General features: G+C 49.0%; 24 protein-coding genes and 1 pseudogene. All 25 read right to left on the bottom strand.

Annotation, left to right across the window (positions count from 1 at the left end; all coding sequences use genetic code 11):
• Position 1: 1 nt before the first annotated feature.
• The 25 genes and pseudogenes from L3Q72_RS06720 to L3Q72_RS06600 all read right to left on the bottom strand — a co-directional run bounded on the left by L3Q72_RS06720 (position 2) and on the right by L3Q72_RS06600 (position 16926).
• Positions 2–1153 carry a phage tail protein gene (locus L3Q72_RS06720; protein ID WP_275131881.1) on the bottom strand — a complete coding sequence of 384 codons (1152 nt, stop codon included), beginning with the start codon at positions 1151–1153 and terminating at the stop codon, positions 2–4.
• Positions 1150–1770 (bottom strand): phage tail protein, encoded by a 621-nt coding sequence (locus tag L3Q72_RS06715; protein WP_275131880.1) that lies wholly within the window; start codon positions 1768–1770, stop codon positions 1150–1152. Before L3Q72_RS06715 ends, L3Q72_RS06720 begins: the two co-directional genes overlap by 4 nt.
• Positions 1754–2734 (bottom strand): baseplate J/gp47 family protein, encoded by a 981-nt coding sequence (locus tag L3Q72_RS06710; protein ID WP_275131879.1) that lies wholly within the window; start codon positions 2732–2734, stop codon positions 1754–1756. The genes L3Q72_RS06715 and L3Q72_RS06710 overlap by 17 nt, the downstream gene beginning before the upstream one ends.
• The gene (locus L3Q72_RS06705) at positions 2731–3063 is read right to left on the bottom strand and encodes a phage baseplate protein (RefSeq protein ID WP_275131878.1); all 333 of its coding nucleotides are present in this window, start codon (positions 3061–3063) and stop codon (positions 2731–2733) included. Before L3Q72_RS06705 ends, L3Q72_RS06710 begins: the two co-directional genes overlap by 4 nt.
• On the bottom strand, positions 3060–3761 hold the full coding sequence (locus L3Q72_RS06700; RefSeq protein ID WP_275131877.1) for a phage baseplate assembly protein V: 702 nt from the start codon (positions 3759–3761) through the stop codon (positions 3060–3062). Before L3Q72_RS06700 ends, L3Q72_RS06705 begins: the two co-directional genes overlap by 4 nt.
• On the bottom strand, positions 3730–4233 hold the full coding sequence (locus tag L3Q72_RS06695) for a hypothetical protein (protein ID WP_275131876.1): 504 nt from the start codon (positions 4231–4233) through the stop codon (positions 3730–3732). Before L3Q72_RS06695 ends, L3Q72_RS06700 begins: the two co-directional genes overlap by 32 nt.
• Positions 4199–4723, bottom strand: coding sequence for a phage tail protein (locus tag L3Q72_RS06690; protein ID WP_275131875.1), 525 nt, complete (start codon positions 4721–4723; stop codon positions 4199–4201). Before L3Q72_RS06690 ends, L3Q72_RS06695 begins: the two co-directional genes overlap by 35 nt.
• Positions 4704–5033, bottom strand: coding sequence for a hypothetical protein (locus tag L3Q72_RS06685; protein WP_275131874.1), 330 nt, complete (start codon positions 5031–5033; stop codon positions 4704–4706). The genes L3Q72_RS06690 and L3Q72_RS06685 overlap by 20 nt, the downstream gene beginning before the upstream one ends.
• Positions 5033–5371 (bottom strand): hypothetical protein, encoded by a 339-nt coding sequence (locus L3Q72_RS06680; protein ID WP_275131873.1) that lies wholly within the window; start codon positions 5369–5371, stop codon positions 5033–5035. Before L3Q72_RS06680 ends, L3Q72_RS06685 begins: the two co-directional genes overlap by 1 nt.
• Positions 5372–5430: 59 nt before the next feature.
• Positions 5431–7467: a ClpP-like prohead protease/major capsid protein fusion protein gene (locus L3Q72_RS06675; RefSeq protein WP_275131872.1), complete on the bottom strand. Its 2037-nt coding sequence runs from the start codon at positions 7465–7467 to the stop codon at positions 5431–5433.
• On the bottom strand, positions 7460–8944 hold the full coding sequence (locus L3Q72_RS06670; protein ID WP_275131871.1) for a phage portal protein: 1485 nt from the start codon (positions 8942–8944) through the stop codon (positions 7460–7462). The genes L3Q72_RS06675 and L3Q72_RS06670 overlap by 8 nt, the downstream gene beginning before the upstream one ends.
• Positions 8937–9155: a hypothetical protein gene (locus L3Q72_RS06665; RefSeq protein WP_275131870.1), complete on the bottom strand. Its 219-nt coding sequence runs from the start codon at positions 9153–9155 to the stop codon at positions 8937–8939. The genes L3Q72_RS06670 and L3Q72_RS06665 overlap by 8 nt, the downstream gene beginning before the upstream one ends.
• A complete protein-coding gene (locus tag L3Q72_RS06660) occupies positions 9152–11242 on the bottom strand; it encodes a terminase gpA endonuclease subunit (RefSeq protein WP_275131869.1) in 2091 nt (696 codons plus the stop codon). Before L3Q72_RS06660 ends, L3Q72_RS06665 begins: the two co-directional genes overlap by 4 nt.
• Positions 11223–11693 (bottom strand): hypothetical protein, encoded by a 471-nt coding sequence (locus L3Q72_RS06655; protein WP_275131868.1) that lies wholly within the window; start codon positions 11691–11693, stop codon positions 11223–11225. Before L3Q72_RS06655 ends, L3Q72_RS06660 begins: the two co-directional genes overlap by 20 nt.
• 652 nt (positions 11694–12345) lie before the next feature.
• Positions 12346–12549 (bottom strand): hypothetical protein, encoded by a 204-nt coding sequence (locus L3Q72_RS06650; protein WP_275131867.1) that lies wholly within the window; start codon positions 12547–12549, stop codon positions 12346–12348.
• Complete coding sequence (locus tag L3Q72_RS06645; protein ID WP_275131866.1) at positions 12546–12857, bottom strand: hypothetical protein; 312 nt, start codon at positions 12855–12857, stop codon at positions 12546–12548. Before L3Q72_RS06645 ends, L3Q72_RS06650 begins: the two co-directional genes overlap by 4 nt.
• A 40-nt stretch (positions 12858–12897) precedes the next feature.
• The gene (locus L3Q72_RS06640; RefSeq protein ID WP_275131865.1) at positions 12898–13389 is read right to left on the bottom strand and encodes a hypothetical protein; all 492 of its coding nucleotides are present in this window, start codon (positions 13387–13389) and stop codon (positions 12898–12900) included.
• Positions 13355–13669 (bottom strand): hypothetical protein, encoded by a 315-nt coding sequence (locus tag L3Q72_RS06635; protein WP_275131864.1) that lies wholly within the window; start codon positions 13667–13669, stop codon positions 13355–13357. Before L3Q72_RS06635 ends, L3Q72_RS06640 begins: the two co-directional genes overlap by 35 nt.
• Before the next feature lie 159 nt (positions 13670–13828).
• Positions 13829–14080 (bottom strand): hypothetical protein, encoded by a 252-nt coding sequence (locus tag L3Q72_RS06630; protein WP_275131863.1) that lies wholly within the window; start codon positions 14078–14080, stop codon positions 13829–13831.
• Positions 14068–14301, bottom strand: coding sequence for a hypothetical protein (locus L3Q72_RS06625; RefSeq protein WP_275131862.1), 234 nt, complete (start codon positions 14299–14301; stop codon positions 14068–14070). Before L3Q72_RS06625 ends, L3Q72_RS06630 begins: the two co-directional genes overlap by 13 nt.
• Positions 14298–14885, bottom strand: coding sequence for a hypothetical protein (locus L3Q72_RS06620; RefSeq protein WP_275131861.1), 588 nt, complete (start codon positions 14883–14885; stop codon positions 14298–14300). Before L3Q72_RS06620 ends, L3Q72_RS06625 begins: the two co-directional genes overlap by 4 nt.
• Positions 14882–15514, bottom strand: a complete 633-nt coding sequence (locus L3Q72_RS06615; RefSeq protein ID WP_275131860.1) for a DNA N-6-adenine-methyltransferase — start codon at positions 15512–15514, stop codon at positions 14882–14884. Before L3Q72_RS06615 ends, L3Q72_RS06620 begins: the two co-directional genes overlap by 4 nt.
• Complete coding sequence (locus L3Q72_RS06610; protein WP_275132129.1) at positions 15511–16158, bottom strand: hypothetical protein; 648 nt, start codon at positions 16156–16158, stop codon at positions 15511–15513. Before L3Q72_RS06610 ends, L3Q72_RS06615 begins: the two co-directional genes overlap by 4 nt.
• 448 nt (positions 16159–16606) lie before the next feature.
• Positions 16607–16768: pseudogene (locus L3Q72_RS06605) on the bottom strand (helix-turn-helix domain-containing protein); the annotation flags it as partial.
• Positions 16769–16791: 23 nt separating this feature from the next.
• The gene (locus L3Q72_RS06600; protein ID WP_275131859.1) at positions 16792–16926 is read right to left on the bottom strand and encodes a hypothetical protein; all 135 of its coding nucleotides are present in this window, start codon (positions 16924–16926) and stop codon (positions 16792–16794) included.
• Positions 16927–16954 lie beyond the last annotated feature (28 nt).

Below are 16954 nucleotides of genomic sequence, written 5' to 3'. Positions count from 1 at the left end.
CTTATATGGCTATTGCCATAGGACGAGCCACACTTCTTGGTGCAGTTTCAGTACCACTACCTATTTTGACATATTGCATAGTATGAGAAGCTCCGTCACCAACAACTGAAATATTATTCGCCGTAGACGTTATAGTTACCTCTCCGTGTGGTGAACTTAATAAAGGAGAACCACCTGCGTCATTTCGAATGTTAAAGCCACCCTGTTTAATACTATCTAATGCAAATGAACCCAATTGCCTATTTGGATCTACGCCACGCCCTTGGTCAAGCACCCTTAAAAACTCACCGCGAATTTCACCTGTATTGATAGTCTCCCCAGAAACCAAATGTGGATACCTCCGAGCCAAACGCCAATACACAGCAATAGGTAAATCCGCATTAATTTCCATTACAGCCCATTCAGGAGAAGCGCTATCTAACCAGAAAAATGGCATACCAACCTGTTCACCTGTATAGGGTATCCAGTAAAATGGTTTAGTATTATCTGTCCACGCATCATGACGATTAGCGAGGTTTAGAGGATCTTTACCAGCTAGGGATTCAACATTTGAATACCACTGCCAGTACGCTATTTCACCTGCTGTTATGGTGGTACATACCTCACCACACCTATACACACGTTTGGGATCATAGGGTAGGAACTGTGAAACCGACTCATGCACTTTAATCGCATTATCCAAATCAGCAGGTGTAGCAAACTGAACCGAAGGGTCGATCTTGGCCTCAATCACCGAAGAATTACCCGGAATAAACTTCAGGCGAATGGTATAGCTCTTAGCCGCACCCTCAGCCAGCATGGGCTTATAATCCCCAGGCTGACGGGCATAGCAATACAAATCACCATTAGCATCCGTCACCTTCACCCCTGCCTCATTAATAGTAAACCCACCATCTTCAGCAGGTATCTCAGCCCGGGCAATCCATATAGTCGGGTCTGTTTCATCCACCTCAATAGTGACCGGATAACTACGAACCTGATTAATCAGGTCAGTCTGTACTGAAGGGTTCTGATCATCAGGTAACACACCATCACCCACAACCAGCACCGCGAAATCTACTTTTGTACCCTGCTGATTAGCCAGTGCCTCCAGGCCAAAACCTGTTTGGGTCACATAGGTACGATATCTGTCAGCATTTTGATTTGTACTCATTGAATTGCTGGCTCCGATGTTGATATTAATCTGATATGGTTATAAACCGCAATGCGGTCTAAACAGGAACTGGTATAACCGAGTGGAACAAACGGCTCTGAGGTCATAGTGATCCCCTGTTCTGTGGTAACACCTACAAACACCGTAGCCTGAGACTGACGTGAAATATTCACATCAATACTGTCCCGCTCCGATTTATAGGTATTGATACGGGAATCTACCCGCCTGCTGCTATCCTCCGTTAAAGGCGTATCCAGCAGGAAGGCCTCCACATCCAACGAATATGGAAGAGCGCCCCTGGAGATAACAGAGTCAAACACAAGCGCATCCAGTGCATTTTTCAAACCACCACGAGTACCAGCTTTCTCATGAATCTGAAACGCCCGCTCAGCCGTTGTCCTCTGCTGGTCAATGGTATCCGTAGCCTGCCAGTCCATAACCCCGCGTTCTCCGGCCAACAGAGAAACAAAGTCATCCTGCGTTAAAGCCGGGCTTTTTAACTCCGGATAAGGACACTCAAGATCAGCGATAATTGCGCCCCAGGCATATTCCATAGACTCTTCAATTAGTGACCGACTCTCCGGCTGGACACTCACAAACTCACTCTGCACGGACATTGATTTTCACCTCCGTACAATAAGGGGCTTCATCCCAGCTGCAGACTACATCTGCAGCTGGCTTAACCACCTTGGCCCGTTTAGCACCCAGCGCATAAAACACATGGCCGACTTCTTCACGGTCTATGGTGGTTTCCAGCCTGTGCATCTGTTTGGCAAAACTCCAGGCTGCCTCTTCAGCCTGCTCCTGAGTCACATAGTGGTTTGGGTCACCGCCTGTATAAAGGTCAACATGTATCTGATAGTTCTTAATAACCGCGGATTTAGTCGTTATCTCATCCGTCTCCTGACCGATATCATCACGGGTAAGATAACGCTTCACACGATCCAAAAGACCGGCACTTGGAAGACCGTTTTCCGTTTCCCGGCTTAGCACCGCAATCTCCACCTTTCCGGAGTTTGGCTCCAGCATACGCGGCTCTGCATCCTTAACAGGATTGGAAATCACATCAGTAGGAAACTCATAACGCATGGTAATTACGTTATCCTGAGAATCTATGGTGATAAGCGGACGCTCATCCAGAGTAAGTGAATGGAACTTATACCCAAGCCGGGTACCCGTTGTATGAAACTGATAGGGCGCCAAATCAAAACGGCGCAGCAGATCTTCATCCGACTCCATCACCGCCGGAATAGGCGGATAAACCGAATCATCCTCCGGTACCAGAACCTGACGTTTCAGGCCGTACTGCATTGCCAGCATATCCACCATATCGGTTTCAGTAACATACTTGCGGAACATCTGCAGAGCCTGATAATTCTGCTCACGTATTTCAGCCTGGCGTTTGGTAATAAAGGCCTGAGTGATCTGAGCCAATAGTTCAGAATCGTTTTCTAACGACTCCCGTAACAGCCTGGCTTTGTCTTCATCACTCTCAGCGCAATATTCCACAGCATAATCAATATAACTTTTCAGCAGCGTTTCAAAATCAGGAACCTGAAACGCTTCAGGTGCATTTTTCATAACATCACACTCGTTTCAAAGGGCTGGCCCTGCCACTGCCCATGTACCCGAATTTTGAATCCGTTGGTACCCATAACGGCCTGACAGCGTTTCACCTCATAATCAATGACACCATTTACCGGATTGGTTAGCGCCTCGATAGACAGGTTCTGAACTATCATTGCCTCGTTCGGAGTCTGGTTTTTACCCAGCCGTTCTACCGCCCGGTTACCAAAACCCCGGCGTTTAATCCGGCTGGTTACCTGAGTGGTTAAAATTTTCTGAAACCGGCAGGCCAGAGCAGCCAGTCCGGTAACGGTTTTACCCGTATCAGGATCAACACCTATCATTTTTTCGCTCCGCTGGTTGGTCTGCCTTCTGCATCCATGTGGTGATGCAACTTCACGCTGTAACCGTCCACATCAATATCACCGCCCACAATCTTCATAGAGCCTTCGAACGTAGGCGTACCACCGCCAGCTGCACCACCAGAAACGGCAAAACCACCCATATGGTTAAACATGCCGGTACTGATAATGTTTCCGGTTGAAACGGTATCACCTGTCCGGTTCAGATTTCCGGTATGCTCGGTATTACCCAAATGAGTCAGGTCTGCGTTCAGCACCATTCCACCCGGGTAATCACAAACCAGAGCACCGCTATCGAGGTTATACACCTCTTTCATACCGCCGCCGTAATCGGTCATCACCTCATTTTCACTCAGTGTCGGCAGCGGAAACTCATCAGAGCGCAGCCCCATCAGAGCAACGGCCTGATTTAAGTTATCGCCTGCCCCCAGGTTAATCAGAATGCACTGCTCACCTACTGTTGGTGGTCGGTAGTGCCGGACACGGCCGGAAGAGGAAACAAAAAAAGGGATCTGCTTAGGATTGTTGTTCCCGGTGCTGATATCCACGGTATCACCATGAACCGCCGATACCGTGCCAAGCCGGATAATGTTTGAAAGGCAGCGTTTGGTTTCTTCCAGTTCTTCAGTAAGGGAACTCACCGAATACTCAAGCTCCCGGATTCGTTTCACTATCTCCATGGCTTAACTCCCATCCCGCCAATTTGCCATACTCTTCTTCAACCGGCCCCATCATGATCTGCTGTCTTATGGTTACCGTCCGGGCAAACACACCCAGCACCGGGCTGAACTGACTTGGCAGGTTAGAAACAACCCTGGCCGTTTCCGTATCCGGGGAAACCGACTCATTCATATTCAGGATTTCGCGCTCAATACGGGCTGACGCATCCATAGCTTCGAGGTCGAAATCATTGATAGAGGTTGGCACCTCAACCAGAAAGCGCAGCTCTATATCGTGTTTATGCCTGCCATCGCAGGAAAACTCGTTCACCGCTTCCAGTTCACCAACCTGATAGCTGATTGTTGTCTCTTTCAACTCACTGGGCTTGCGCTTATATACCGTGTCTATGTTGGTACCCATGCGCTCACCAAGGTCTTGCACTACCTTAGCCACCCAATCACGCGGCTTTTTGATAAATGCTTCTGAACTCACGGACAAAAAACTCCTCAAATTTGCGGTTAATATCCGGCAGGTAGTTGTTGATGATCTCTTCCGTATCTTCTGAGATATCTTCCGTTACCAGCTCAATACTGCTGCGGCTCTTTCCGGTTCTCCTGAACACCAGCAACTCATCACTTTCCATGGGTGAAATAAACGCCCCTTCATAGAAACGATCACCCACCCGTACCCCCAAACGGTTCTGAACCGGACGGCCTAACCGGTGAACTCCAATCTCATTCAGGCCGATCCACAGCTTGGACATCCTGCCGTTCTTATAGATACGGAAACGGGAGCGCAGGCTTTTGTTGTCGATCTGCAGTTCATAACCCAGTTCCGTCATTGTGATTGCTGCCAGCCATTCATTAGTAAGACGAGCTGCCCGTTGGACTATTTTCGGCAACTCCTTTTCAAAACTGGCATATTGCTGCAAAAACTCGCTGTTAATCAGCGCACGATTACCACTAATACTCCGACCAGCCATCACTCTTACCCTCAGCCACCAGGGCCATTGTGTATTCCCTTGCTATCTGGCTGTCTGATCCGCTGTCGCGCAACGGGGCTTCATAGGTCAGAAAATACCGCCTGCCCTTATGAGTTAAGGTGCAACCTTCAGGCAATGAGGAATCAGATATCAACCGATAGATAGTGTGGTTCTCTTCTTTAGACTCGCGGATATAACCGTTAATCTCTCGCGGATCGCCTTCTGCGGTAGTCACGGTTATGGGATACCCAAAGCAATCCGCGATAGATGCCCGGAGCAGTTCCCGGGCAGATTCAAACGCGCCTGGCATTATGGCCCTGCAACCAGGTCGGTGATGGTTTCACCTGTGAGCAGCACACCATCATCAACAAACACACCGACAGGCTGGGCGATCTCACCTGCTGTTGTTGGCTGAGTTTTGGTAAATTCACCCGCTTCAAAGTAAGCCGGTTCACAGCTGAAGGTTGGCGCATCACCAACTTTGATGGGGCCGCTATACAAACCACTGTATGAGCAGGTCACCACTTCACCTTCTACAGCAGTGAAATGCGGTACCACCAGTAAAGCCCCGACTAAAACGGGAATATCTTTTGTAAAACCGCCTGCAGGTGCAGGAACGGCAATCTTAACGCCTTCACTTAATTTCATAATTCGTCTCTGTTATCCGGATAAAAGAAAAGGGAGAACTTTCGTCCTCCCCCAATTGATTAAGTCGCTTTGAAAATACCCTTTGCCAGACCGCGACGATCCAGCACTTTAGAAGCAATGTCGTAGGTAATACGCATCTTGGCACCGTCACTGCTCCAGCCGTCCCCGGTTTCCAGCCACGGGTCTTGCTGACCGTCAAGGAAGCCCATCACAACGCTGTCAAAGTCTTTGGATGTCAGGCCGATGGCACCATCAACCGAAGCAATACGGGCAGTTTCAACCACTCGGTTGAACTTCTTATAAGCCGGGTTGAAGGTATCCGGCTTACTTGCCGTGTTCAGCACTGCTTCAAACATAGAAGCATGGTCAGGGTTAGCCAGAAGCACCTCACCACGCAGATCCAGCACATCACCTTCATCAGTGGTTGCCGTTGCAAACGCCTTATGCAAAGCCATAATCAAAGCTACATGGTCATCTTTGGTGATGTTATCAATCAGGTTGCCCCACTTACCGCCAGTGCCTTTAATAAACACATCGCCACCGTCCTGCATCTTGCCTGCCAGAATAGCGTTAAACATCAGCTTATCGGACAGTCGGTAAGCAGACTGCATAAACTTACGCGGCACCTTAGAGATCAGTCCGATTTCATCATTGATAATCGCCTGGCGGGTAAACTGAATTTCACGGCCAAAGGTAGCAAGCTGCATACGCTCACCAGTCCCTTTAATCAGAACCGTTTTGTATTCACCATCTTCCTTAATTTCCATCAGATCTGGTGCATCATTCACTGTCACCAGTTCAGTTTCGCGGAAGTCTGGCAGACTTTCGGTGTTCGCCAGTTCACGCCACAAAGGTGCGCGAACCTTTAGCTCGTCACGCATTACGGTACGGATACCCTCAGTAATAATGTCACCGAAATCCTGAGAGTTAAACGCACGGTTAACCAGTTCGGTTTTAGTCATAGCGCTTCGGGCGTTCTCCCCCAAGCTGGCTCTAGCCATATTCAGCAATGACTCATGACCAAACGAGTTATCTTTCTCCAGTTCTTCGGTTCCACAACGGGCATTCAGTGCGTTTTGCAGCTCTTCTTTCACATGGTTACCGTTGCCTGCACGGATATGTGAAGCGGTCAGATTGGTTTCGGTTTCACGCTGACCGTTCACGCTGGACTCACCAAGGTTTGCAAGGATCTTCACAGATGCGTTTTGAACTGTGCAGTCCACATCGTTGAGCATTTCATTTGTCAGTTCTTCACCAACTTTATGCTGATTACACAGCGCACGAATCGCTGTCTGACGCTCGTTCTCAGCCTTTACTGCATTCTGCAGTTCTTCATTTGGTTTCGGCATATCGCTTACCTGTTCTTGTTTAGATTGAATGGAAGGTGAATTGGTGGCGTTTGCCGCCAGTGGTTCAGGCTCCGGCTCGGTTTCCCCTTCCGGCTCATCCTGAACAGTGATTTGATTGAGTAACGCCTCCGGCACGTTCTTAAACTTCTTAATGCCTTCAACATCGTTTTCGTTTAACTGGTTCTGCAGGTTAACCGGGTCAATCACCTCATCGATCAACCCCCACTCCAGAGCTTCATTTGCGGTAAACCAGGTTTCTTTGCTCATGGCTTCCAGAATATCTTCAACCGGCTTTCCGCTTCGCTCGGCATAAGCATCAGAAACCGTAGCTTTCGCGTTCTTCACCTGAGTGAGTGCGCTTTCGATTTCTTCCTCTTCACCCCATGCACCGATAGTCGGGTTGTGGATCATAAAGGTCGCGTTTTCCGGCATATGAATTTCATCAAAGGCCATCAGCACATAAGTCGCAATGGAAGCAGCAAGCCCATCTACAACACCGATAGTTTTGCCTTTGTGGGCCTTAATGGCGTTGTACATTGCCAGCCCTTCATAGACGCTGCCGCCGTAGCTCTGGATGCGCGCCACCAGATCTTTATCGCCGATCTGCTGCAGTGCTTTGATTAAATCTATCGACTCAATATCCCAGTCACCGATAATGCCGTGAATGTAGAGCTGAGCCGTATCGTTACTGGCTTCGTTCTTTAACGTGTACCAGCTTTTTTCAGGTTTTGAATTTGCATTAGGCATTGAATGTTCCCTGATTTTTTTCTGATGAGTCTTTCAGGCTGTGCGACGGGTCCGATGTACTGACAATATCCATCTCGTTCATCTGGGTTCGCTCAGACTGAACCTCTTTACGGGTAGAAAGTGGGTTAATGTTTCGCTCGCGCTGAGCATGGCTAAGTGAGAACAGGCTTAAACGAGTACCTTTCTCGATACCTGTCATTTCCTTGGCCGGGTCGATCCACGGCATAACCGGAGCCTGATAAATCGCATTAAATACGCTGGATGGCTCCACATCTACGGGGATTTTCAGCTCACCATTCAGCACCGCCATAGCAATGGCATTGCGGTATTGCGGACGGGTCCAGTTAAGCACAAACTTACGCTGCAGCACCCGGTACCGCCCGAATGAATCCACCAGTTCCTGACGCTGAGATGAGTAATTGCCATCGTAATGACGGGTTACCGATGAGTTGTTTACACCAGCTGCCCCGCTCACCAGTTTTTGCTGCCCCTGCCGGAACGGTGAACTCATGGACTCGCGGCGGTTAGACTCGATAATCCCGGCATCCTCACCCGGAGCCAGTTCAAAGGAGTTACCCATTCCAAGGAAAATATCCCCGCTATTGGTAAGCTGGGTACCGTTCTCATCACTTACATGCGGGTCACGTTTAATGAAATAGGCAAAGCGGGAAGCAATTTCCGCACTCACCATTTCCGACTGATCGTAACTTTCGATTCTGAATATCAGATCTAACGCTGAATGCAGAATTGAAATCCCCCGGTTCTGGTGAAGACGTCGGGTAAACTTGAGATGGCACATAAACTCAGCCGCCACCTCTGCAAAGTCAAATCCCTTAGCATCCTTCTGAATCAGATAGCTGATGGCCTGCCCCAGTTTGTTACGTTTAATCCCTTCAATCACACCGTTATCCGCTTCGGTAATACGGCGGGGAATAAAGTCCGGCTCAAAGGGTTGAATGGCGAAAGGTGTTGAAGAGGGATAGCTGATATCCGGATGAACACCCATATACATACGGCCAAACACTTCACCATCACGCAACCAGGTACGGCAGGCTAACCACTCGGTTTCACTGCGGGAGGTTTCTGCATCTATGTTCTGGTTCAGTGAATGTTGCTCATGCCAGCGGGCAATCTCCTGAGCAAACTCGGTATGCACCTCGCCTTTTCGGTTTAACGGCTGAGGCTCAACCATGATCCCGTTGGGACCGACAATATTGGCACACAGCTCATCCAGAATGGCGGTAACAAAGGGGTTGTTTTCGTCTCCCTCCCGCGCCCGTTCTGCAATGGCCTGAGCCCCCTTGTTTAATTGGTTGGCATTGCCTTTGGAGAACTTGCGCCTCTGTTTAGTGTTAGGATCTACAGGAAGCGCAGCGGTATATTTGTTTAACAGGTTTCGCCCGTATAAACGCTTCAGTCCTGCCTCAGGACTGAACACAGCAACTACTTTGTCGATCAGGTTTAATGGATTACTCAAGGTAATTTCTCCTAATCATGGAACGCCTGCCGCCCTTTTGCTCCAGAGCTATCTGCCGCATAAGACGCTCAATCTCTTTTCGTACTGTAGAGAGTGAAGCCAGAGTGAGCTTTTCACCTTCTGCAGTTGTCACTTCCTGCTGCTTGAGGATCTTCTGCTCTGCATCCAGATACCATCTCAGGCGTTCACGGTTTGTCGGTAATTCTGTCATCCGAATATTCCTCTTGAGTGCCGGTACCTGCGGGTTGGTTTACGTTCAAATTCCGGTGTTACATCGGCATCCACCACATTGGTGTTGATCTGCCACTGCGCCGCCCACATTGGCGGGCTGTCCCAGTTGATGGTGTCACCGCCCAGATAATGCATACCCGCCTCGGCATAGGCGCAAAGGTCTAAGCTTTCGTTTCGGGTATTGTCCGGGCAGATCCAGTTGCCTTTGTCGTCTATGTATTCCGCGGTCAGTTCATCGAACCATTCCCGGTTAGCCCAGCCGGGCAAATGGAAATAACGGGCACCAAATTCCAGCCGCGAATAACTGGCAGCGACACGGTTTTTTAATCGGTTGGAGTGAAGCAGCAGCAAAGGGATCTCACCATGAGCGAGTTTGCTGCGCTTGTCCGGATAGGTTTCTTTTACCAGCTGTTCGATATCCCGGCTTGCCCCTTTCACCAGGCGAAACAGGTGCGCCAGATTTTTTGGTTTTAGCCGGTTATAAAACTGATAGGCAAAATCGGTGACTGAGGTTTTCTTTCCGTCTTTTTTGGCACCGGAACCACCGGAGTCACACAGGGTTAAGGCGGGTTTCATTACCCTACCGGAACCGTCCGCTAACGGGTAAGTTTTCTTGATAACCTGCTCTATCAGCAAATCCCAATCCTCGGCATACACTGCCGGGTTTATCCGTTCATTATTGCGGTTCGGGTTGGTGAGAATTTCAAAGCGGTCTATTACCCAGCGTTGCAGGCCAATGCCGTAAACCTGAGCCTGAACCACAAAACGGGCGTTGCTTTTACCGCCCTGAACGTCAACCGTCATTATCAGGAAACGGGCATCATGAGGGATTTCTGCACGGGGGTGATCCAGTGCTTTTTCCATCAGTTCATGGGCGCCAATTTCACTGCTGGATGTTTGCAGAATGTATGGTCTGCCGATATCAACGTTGTAGACGGTTTTCAGGGAATCTTCATCACCGCTTTTGTCATAAAGTTCTTGCGCACTCAGGTAACGATAAACCAGATTTTCCCAACTCTGATAAGTTGCCACTACGCCTTCAAACCAGAACGACGCCCATTTGGACTGACGGATTTGTGACTCATCAAATACCTGTTCGCCATACTGATCGATTTCACCTTCACGGAACCAACGTCCCGCCAGGTTATAATCCTGTTTTTCATGTTCCTGAATCTTATGAGAGCAACGAGGGCAACAGCACACAGCGCTTTTAGCCTGCTCTTGCAAATCAGTGAGTGATTCATCCCACATCATGGTTTCAAACACAGGCTGAAACCATGCATTACAATCACCACATAACCAGTAAAAACGGCGGCGATCTCCCTGATTGTATAGCTGCGCAATACCATCACAGTTCTGCGCTTCATGGGAGCTAAGCTGCTCTTCAGGAATAGGGTTGCGAACCACACGGCCCGGGGAGCTTTCAGCCATTGCCATTCCGGAAGATTTAGCATTCTGAACACGCTTGAGCATTAGCTGAAATTTACTACCTTCCTGACCGATACCATCATCTGCCCTGTCATAATCCGAGCAGCCTGCATAACGGTAAGTTTCAGCGGATAAACTACTTTCTGTTGCTGAATCTAAGGTTAGATTCATGCCATTAAGAAAGTGCTTAAAGGTCAGGGTATCGTCTGATTTCCTTCCCGTTCTCAGCTTGCTAATTTTTTCGGTAGAAGCAAAGCATCGGGCTAAATCCTTCTTAGACATGCTTTCTGCTTTTTTCTTGGTAGAGTAAATCAGCAGCATATCGCCAGGTGCTTGCGTAACTGCGTAATTAACCCACCCCTCAACCAAGCCTTTGGTTTTACCGCTTCGGGCTGGCCCCATTAGAATCACAGCATCATAAATGCGGCGAGCCAGACAGTTCATCGGCTCCCGTACATAAGGAACCTGTGACGATAAGAATTTTGTTACATCCGTACCATCGGAAATCCATAGCCCTTCATCAGCCGCTTCAACAGGCATTCTATCGGTTGGCCTGCAAAGGTAAGCGAGTTTTCTGCGTATCGCAGCTGCATCGGCAAACTCAATTCCAAGGCGAGGATCAAATGTTTTCAAGCTCATCTGCTACCGCCTTCAAATCAAAATCTAATAAACGCTCTAAATCTTCCAACTGGTGAGAACGAACATTCGGGATGGCGGTTTCAATTCGTGTAATCACCTTATCTTTGAAGCTTTTGATAGTTGTGATTAATGCGCCTATCTCATGCTCATACTCATCCTTAGAAACAGCTTCCTTCGAATCCTGCATCAGCTTGAGCTTTTCACTTTGCGCCTGAATATAAGCGCGCAATTCAGCCGCCGATTTAAACCCCATTAAATCCGGGGCATCGCTCTCTTTTACCGGAGCTTTGCAAAGGTAAGGTGCTACCTGAACCACATCGTATAAAGGTGTGGAACCTTTATGCGCAATTGGCTCTATGCCTGCATTTTTCAGTTTTTTGCGGATAGTGGATCGGTGATAGTTGAATGCCTCTAACTCTGACAAGTTCCAAAGGCGCTTTTCGTTGTTCATGTTTTCGCCTCCGAATTAGCCCCGTCTCTCCGGGTGTCACGCCGCTTTTTCGCCTCAGGCTGACGTTTCCTTTACTTGTGACTTACCAGTCTGACTTATACCTTTTTGACTCCTGACTCGCGTTCGCATGTTAAGGAGTAAGCAGCTGCAACTGCTTCATGGTCATCACTAACGAATCAGGACTGCGAGGTATCACGCACCGAGAATAAGGTCACCACCGTAAGCACTGCTGTTAAATGGCCGTAGCCTGGCAACGCTCGACGACGTTGCATGTCACTAGCATTACGTTGCTGTTGGTGGTGAGTGATTGCTGGTTTTGATGGCAACCAGCAGCCGTAACTCTTTATTTGTAGCTACTTATGCATTAAAGGGGCGCTAACCCTACCTAATCCCTTCCCTTCGGACCCATGCGGGATACGTTGCTATCACATGCTGGCTTAACGGATAACAGGTGCAGCCAGTAAGAACACCCGGATACGTTATTGAGTACTAGCCAGGATGCATTTGGTAATACTCAATACAGTCGTTCAGTTGCTCAATGTAGATCTGCAACTGAGTAAACGAATTCTGAGGGTAGAAAACACCGCCGCCCTCTACCTCATACCATTCCAGTTGGGGAGCAACCGGAGCGCATAGCGGAGTAACTGAATGTTCAGGTGTTATCAGTTCTGTCGATCCGCACCCTGCCACTGCTACCGCCAAACCGCTGAGAGTGACTGCCAAGACTATCGTTTTTGATATCCTCATATTTCTGCTCCCGCTCTTTTTGCTGTTTGGCTCTTTGCTGACGTTCCCAGAGCTCCATACCTTTCAGCAGGAGCTTACCCAGTACCGGAAGTGTTTTTAGCCAGCTCATTTGGGCTTAACACTTTTCATGTATCTGGGATCGTTACTGTGCAGGTTTTTAGCATAGCCCCGGTTGGCCGCGAAAAACTCCAGCAGGTTGATAGCCCATTCCGGTAACCAGCTGAGTTTTTCCGGTTTAATAAACTGCCGGAGCATAGCCCAGCCATAACCCACCAGACAGACCACCATTACAGCAAACTGCCCTTTTTCACCAAGCAGGCTAATTGCTGCATCGTAGACCGTGACCTGCGCATCACCTGTTACTGCCAGAGCAACCGATGAAAACAGGGAAATACAAAATAAAACCAATAGCTTCATGACGTTTCTCCATTAAAAAAGCAGCCCGTAAGCTGCTCTGTTATAAGTCCAGTATTTCGCTGGGGAACTTGTCGATAAAGTCGGTGACTTTTCCGGCCCCCAGTTCGGTGTTGTAGTACTTTTTCCAGTAACGGGCCATGGCTTCTGTATCACCGGCTCTTGGCAGAGCTTCGGGAACGCGAAGGTAATGCACCCGGCACATTGCTGCGGCATAACGCAGGTTGGCGATAAGCTCTTGCGCTTTTACCGGAATGGCTGAGCCCATTCGATAGGAATCGGAAGCAACGCAATCCAGCACTTTATTTGCCAGTGTGGATTTGTATTTCAGGTAGTTTTCCCAGATGTCGTCATGGGTTGCTGGTTCCATCTGGATAATGCCCAATGCAGGGCCACCACCAACCTGTTTAAGATATTTCGCCAGGCTTTCAGTAAAGATGGTACCGACAACCAGCTGTTCTGCAGCCGGGCTGTGATAACCGATTTTTTTCAGCTCTTCTCTAACTACCAGGAGAGTCAGTTGTTTTGCATCCATTTTGTTTGCTCCGCTTTAAACGCCGCTGGTCGATATAAACCACAATGTCGAATATGAGCCGACCACCGACAAAAATTAAACCCAGTGCTGTAAACAGGTTGGCAGTGAACATATCCGGGGCCACTGTGGTTGTTACCTCTGCAGCCTGTTTCGCCTGCGCTGTTACGTTTGCGCTAAACGCACTCAGGCCACCGCCCCCCAGATACGCGATTAAACGCCCCTTCCACTCCTGCCAACGTTGCAGGGCAGAATCCAGCCAGTGAACAAGCGTTAAATTCATAGAAATCAGGCTCTTGTTTTTAGATAAAAAGAAGGCACCGAAGTGGTGCCGTTAATGGATCTGAATTGCAGGTATAAAAAAACCCCGCCGGGTGGGCGAGGTTTTGCATCGTGGTAATCATCCCCCATGTTAGGGTGAATGTCAAGAATCACCCTTGGTTCAATTTGCCAGTCCTTTTTCTCGAAGCTGTTTTAATACGTCATTTATCGCCATCGCTTTTTCACGGTTTCCGCTTATAACAGCATCCTCTATCATCTCTCCTAATGTTTGGGTTACTGGTCTAATGAAGTGATTTTCAAAGGCCAGCTCATTAACGAAGATAAACATTTCATGGTTCGGTTTTTCGCGCTCTACCCAGTTGGCGAGGTCCATGGCGATTTTCGATTTGTGTTCTTTGCTTAGCTCTGACATACCAACTCCCCATTCCAAGCCGAAATATCATCTTCACTAACATCACTAGTCGGATAGCTAATAAACTGCCAAACCATCGCTACCTGCGTGGCGGTAAACTGATGATCAGTAAGCAAAGCAAACCCTCTGCGAATAACCTTTCCCCCAAACTGTCGAATATGCTTAGCCACGGATTCAGCAGATATTTCACAAGGCGTTTCTATTTTGTATAACCCTGTCATGCTGCCTCCTCCTGCTCAATCCTATTCATCAGAGCCAACATAGCGGCATTACGTTTATCCGATAGCCAACGTGCCAAAGACTCCAGAACCGGAAGGTAATAGCGTTTAAAAACAGAATAAGTACAAGCAAAGCCACCAGAGCACACCGAAGCAAAACGGATTTCAGAATCCCAACTAACACGACCCTCTTTGCAATGCTGACAATTGCGCTTTGTATAGTTGGCGTTCTTGTACACCCCAGAACCACTACAAGTAGGACAGATTTTCCCCATTGGTGAAATCGCCTCTTCAATCGCTGCATTCACCACCGCATTAAACGCCTGCTCACTTTTCTGGCCGCGCCAGTCTGCAGTCTGAGCAATCAGTTCCAGCATAACGGCTTTTTCCAGCATTCTGCGGGAATGTGCATTGCCCTGAGTTTCTGCAAACAGCACCAGAAACCCAATTGGTGACTCTTTCCAGGTAATACCAACCATCGCCAGCTGGTCCTCCAGACTAAACTGACCTTTACCACCTCCGTTATGCATCTGCTCATAGTTAAGCCCTTTTAGATCAAACTTAGCCAATAACGTTTCTGGTCTCATGCTGCCTCCTGTAGACGGGTGCGGAAGTTTATGGATAGCTCATCAGATACGCCCCGCTTAAACGGGATCTTCGGTGTGTAGTGGGTGTAATGCGGGGTCCACAAAACAAAGGCTGAAGGGAAGTTAACCCCGCGCTTTTTGGTTACGCCATCGATATCCAGAAAGTTATAACGCCCGTCTGGTTCGTAAACTGCGGTTGCCTTTCCGTCTACCAGTTCGCGCCACCAGGTGGTTGCCGGTTCGTATGGCAGTAGCATTAAACCGCTGTTCCCTGCCCTTGCCTCATGGAATGCTTTTTTGATAAACAGCTGCTTACCATCGAACGGAGGGTTACACCAAAAATCGTTTTCCCATGGCAGGCGCAAAGCATCGAAACCGACGATCTGCGCGTTCGGGTTAAAATCTTCTGCAGTGAAACCTTCACCACGGGCAAAGTGATTACCGTTATGACGCTCCAGCCATTCCAGCGATGTGTAGAACCGGTTCACTTTGGTGGTTTCCGGCTCTGCGCACACATCTAGTTTGAACTCGCGGCCATAGAGGGCTTTGCCGTCTTCGAAACATTCCCAGGTTGTGGCCCAGCGGTTTTTATTGCTGGCCGGGGTTGCGCTTTGGACTAAGATTGTCATGTTCGTCTCCCCAGTTCGGCTATGCGGGCAAATACCGAACCTGACGGAAACCGGGACGGATCCGGACTTTCGCGTTTGGCGATTTCTTCCTCGTAGGATTTATCCTCAATCCGCATCAGATTTCTGACCGGCAGTGTCCCGGCCTTGGCTTTGCCGATGTATTTCTTGAGAGTGTCCCGGTGTTTTGCCCGGGCTTTCGGTTCGGCCAGATAGCACCGGCACATGTAGCCCACTTCCTGACTCGCCCAGTATTCCACATCGCCCTTCGGGTTCCCGCGGATCATACGGCTGAATGCTGCATCAAAATCGATTTCCATCAGCTCACCCTTTGCGATAAATTCCGGCAGGCTCGGAGGCCATGCCCCGCCCTCAGTCAGACACATGCTCACCGCCTTGCGGATCTCCGCTGTCGACATGGTGGTAATCCCCTGAGCCCAGGTTGATGGTAGTTCCCGGTGCGGCCATTTCGCCCCGTAAGCTTCCACGAACTTGGTGTTGATCCACTCCTGGGGACTGAGGTGGATAACCTGCTCCCCCAACCGGTGTGGCAGTGTGTCCGTACTCTTCGAGTAATCGCCGGTTGTGTTCGTCGTAGCGGTTGGCTGTACCGCCTGCTCCAGTGCTGTTTGTGTTATTGGTCTCATGCTCATCAGTCCATCGCTCTTGGTTCAGGTATGTGGTTGGGTGAAGTTTGTCAAAGCCAAACTGCCTTCGGCGTACCCGTTCGCTTACGTCACGACACAGCATGTCGGTGAACGCCTGTATGGGCTCTGTTCGCCCCTTGATGATGGACTGGAATTTCTGCAGAGCCTGTTTCTTGCCCTTCTTGGTCGGAAAGAGCTTCCAGAACTGTTCAAACAAAACTTCAGTCTGATCCCTTTTTTTTGTTTTATTTTTTTTAAGATCTATATGACTGGTTCTATGACTGGTTCTGGGTGACACTGTGTCACCAGGGTGGTGATCCTCTGTCACCCCCCCTGGTGACAATTTGTCACTAGGGGGTGTCAAAATGTCACCCCCTAAATTGAGCTGAAAAATGTTACTTTTGTTGCCCTTTTCCCCTTTTCGCCAGGAGCGTTTTACCAACCCGGCTTTCTCCAGTTCGTTGATGTGCCGGATAGCCGATCGGCGGCTTATCTCGCACTGCTCGGCTATGTTGTCGTAGGAAGGCCAGCAAGCCCCGTGATCGTTGGCGTTGTCTGCCAGTTTAAGCAGCACGAGTTTACGGGTTGGATTGCCAACCTTAACCTGCATGGCTTGTACCATTAGGATCATGCTCATGGTGTTGCCCTCTCCGCTTTCATCTGCCGGAACAGTTTTTCTGCTTCAGCACGGGACACAACTCGTTTGCCGTTTGGGCTGTCGGCTATCCAGAAGCGGAAGCCGTGTTTGATCATCATATAAAGACTCATTGCACAAAGTTCTCCATTTTTGACGTTA

The organism is Vibrio sp. JC009, assembly GCF_029016485.1.
Classification (GTDB): domain Bacteria; phylum Pseudomonadota; class Gammaproteobacteria; order Enterobacterales; family Vibrionaceae; genus Vibrio.
The sequence above is the reverse complement of the archived record's forward strand: the minus strand, read 5'-3'. Positions and strand labels throughout refer to the sequence as shown.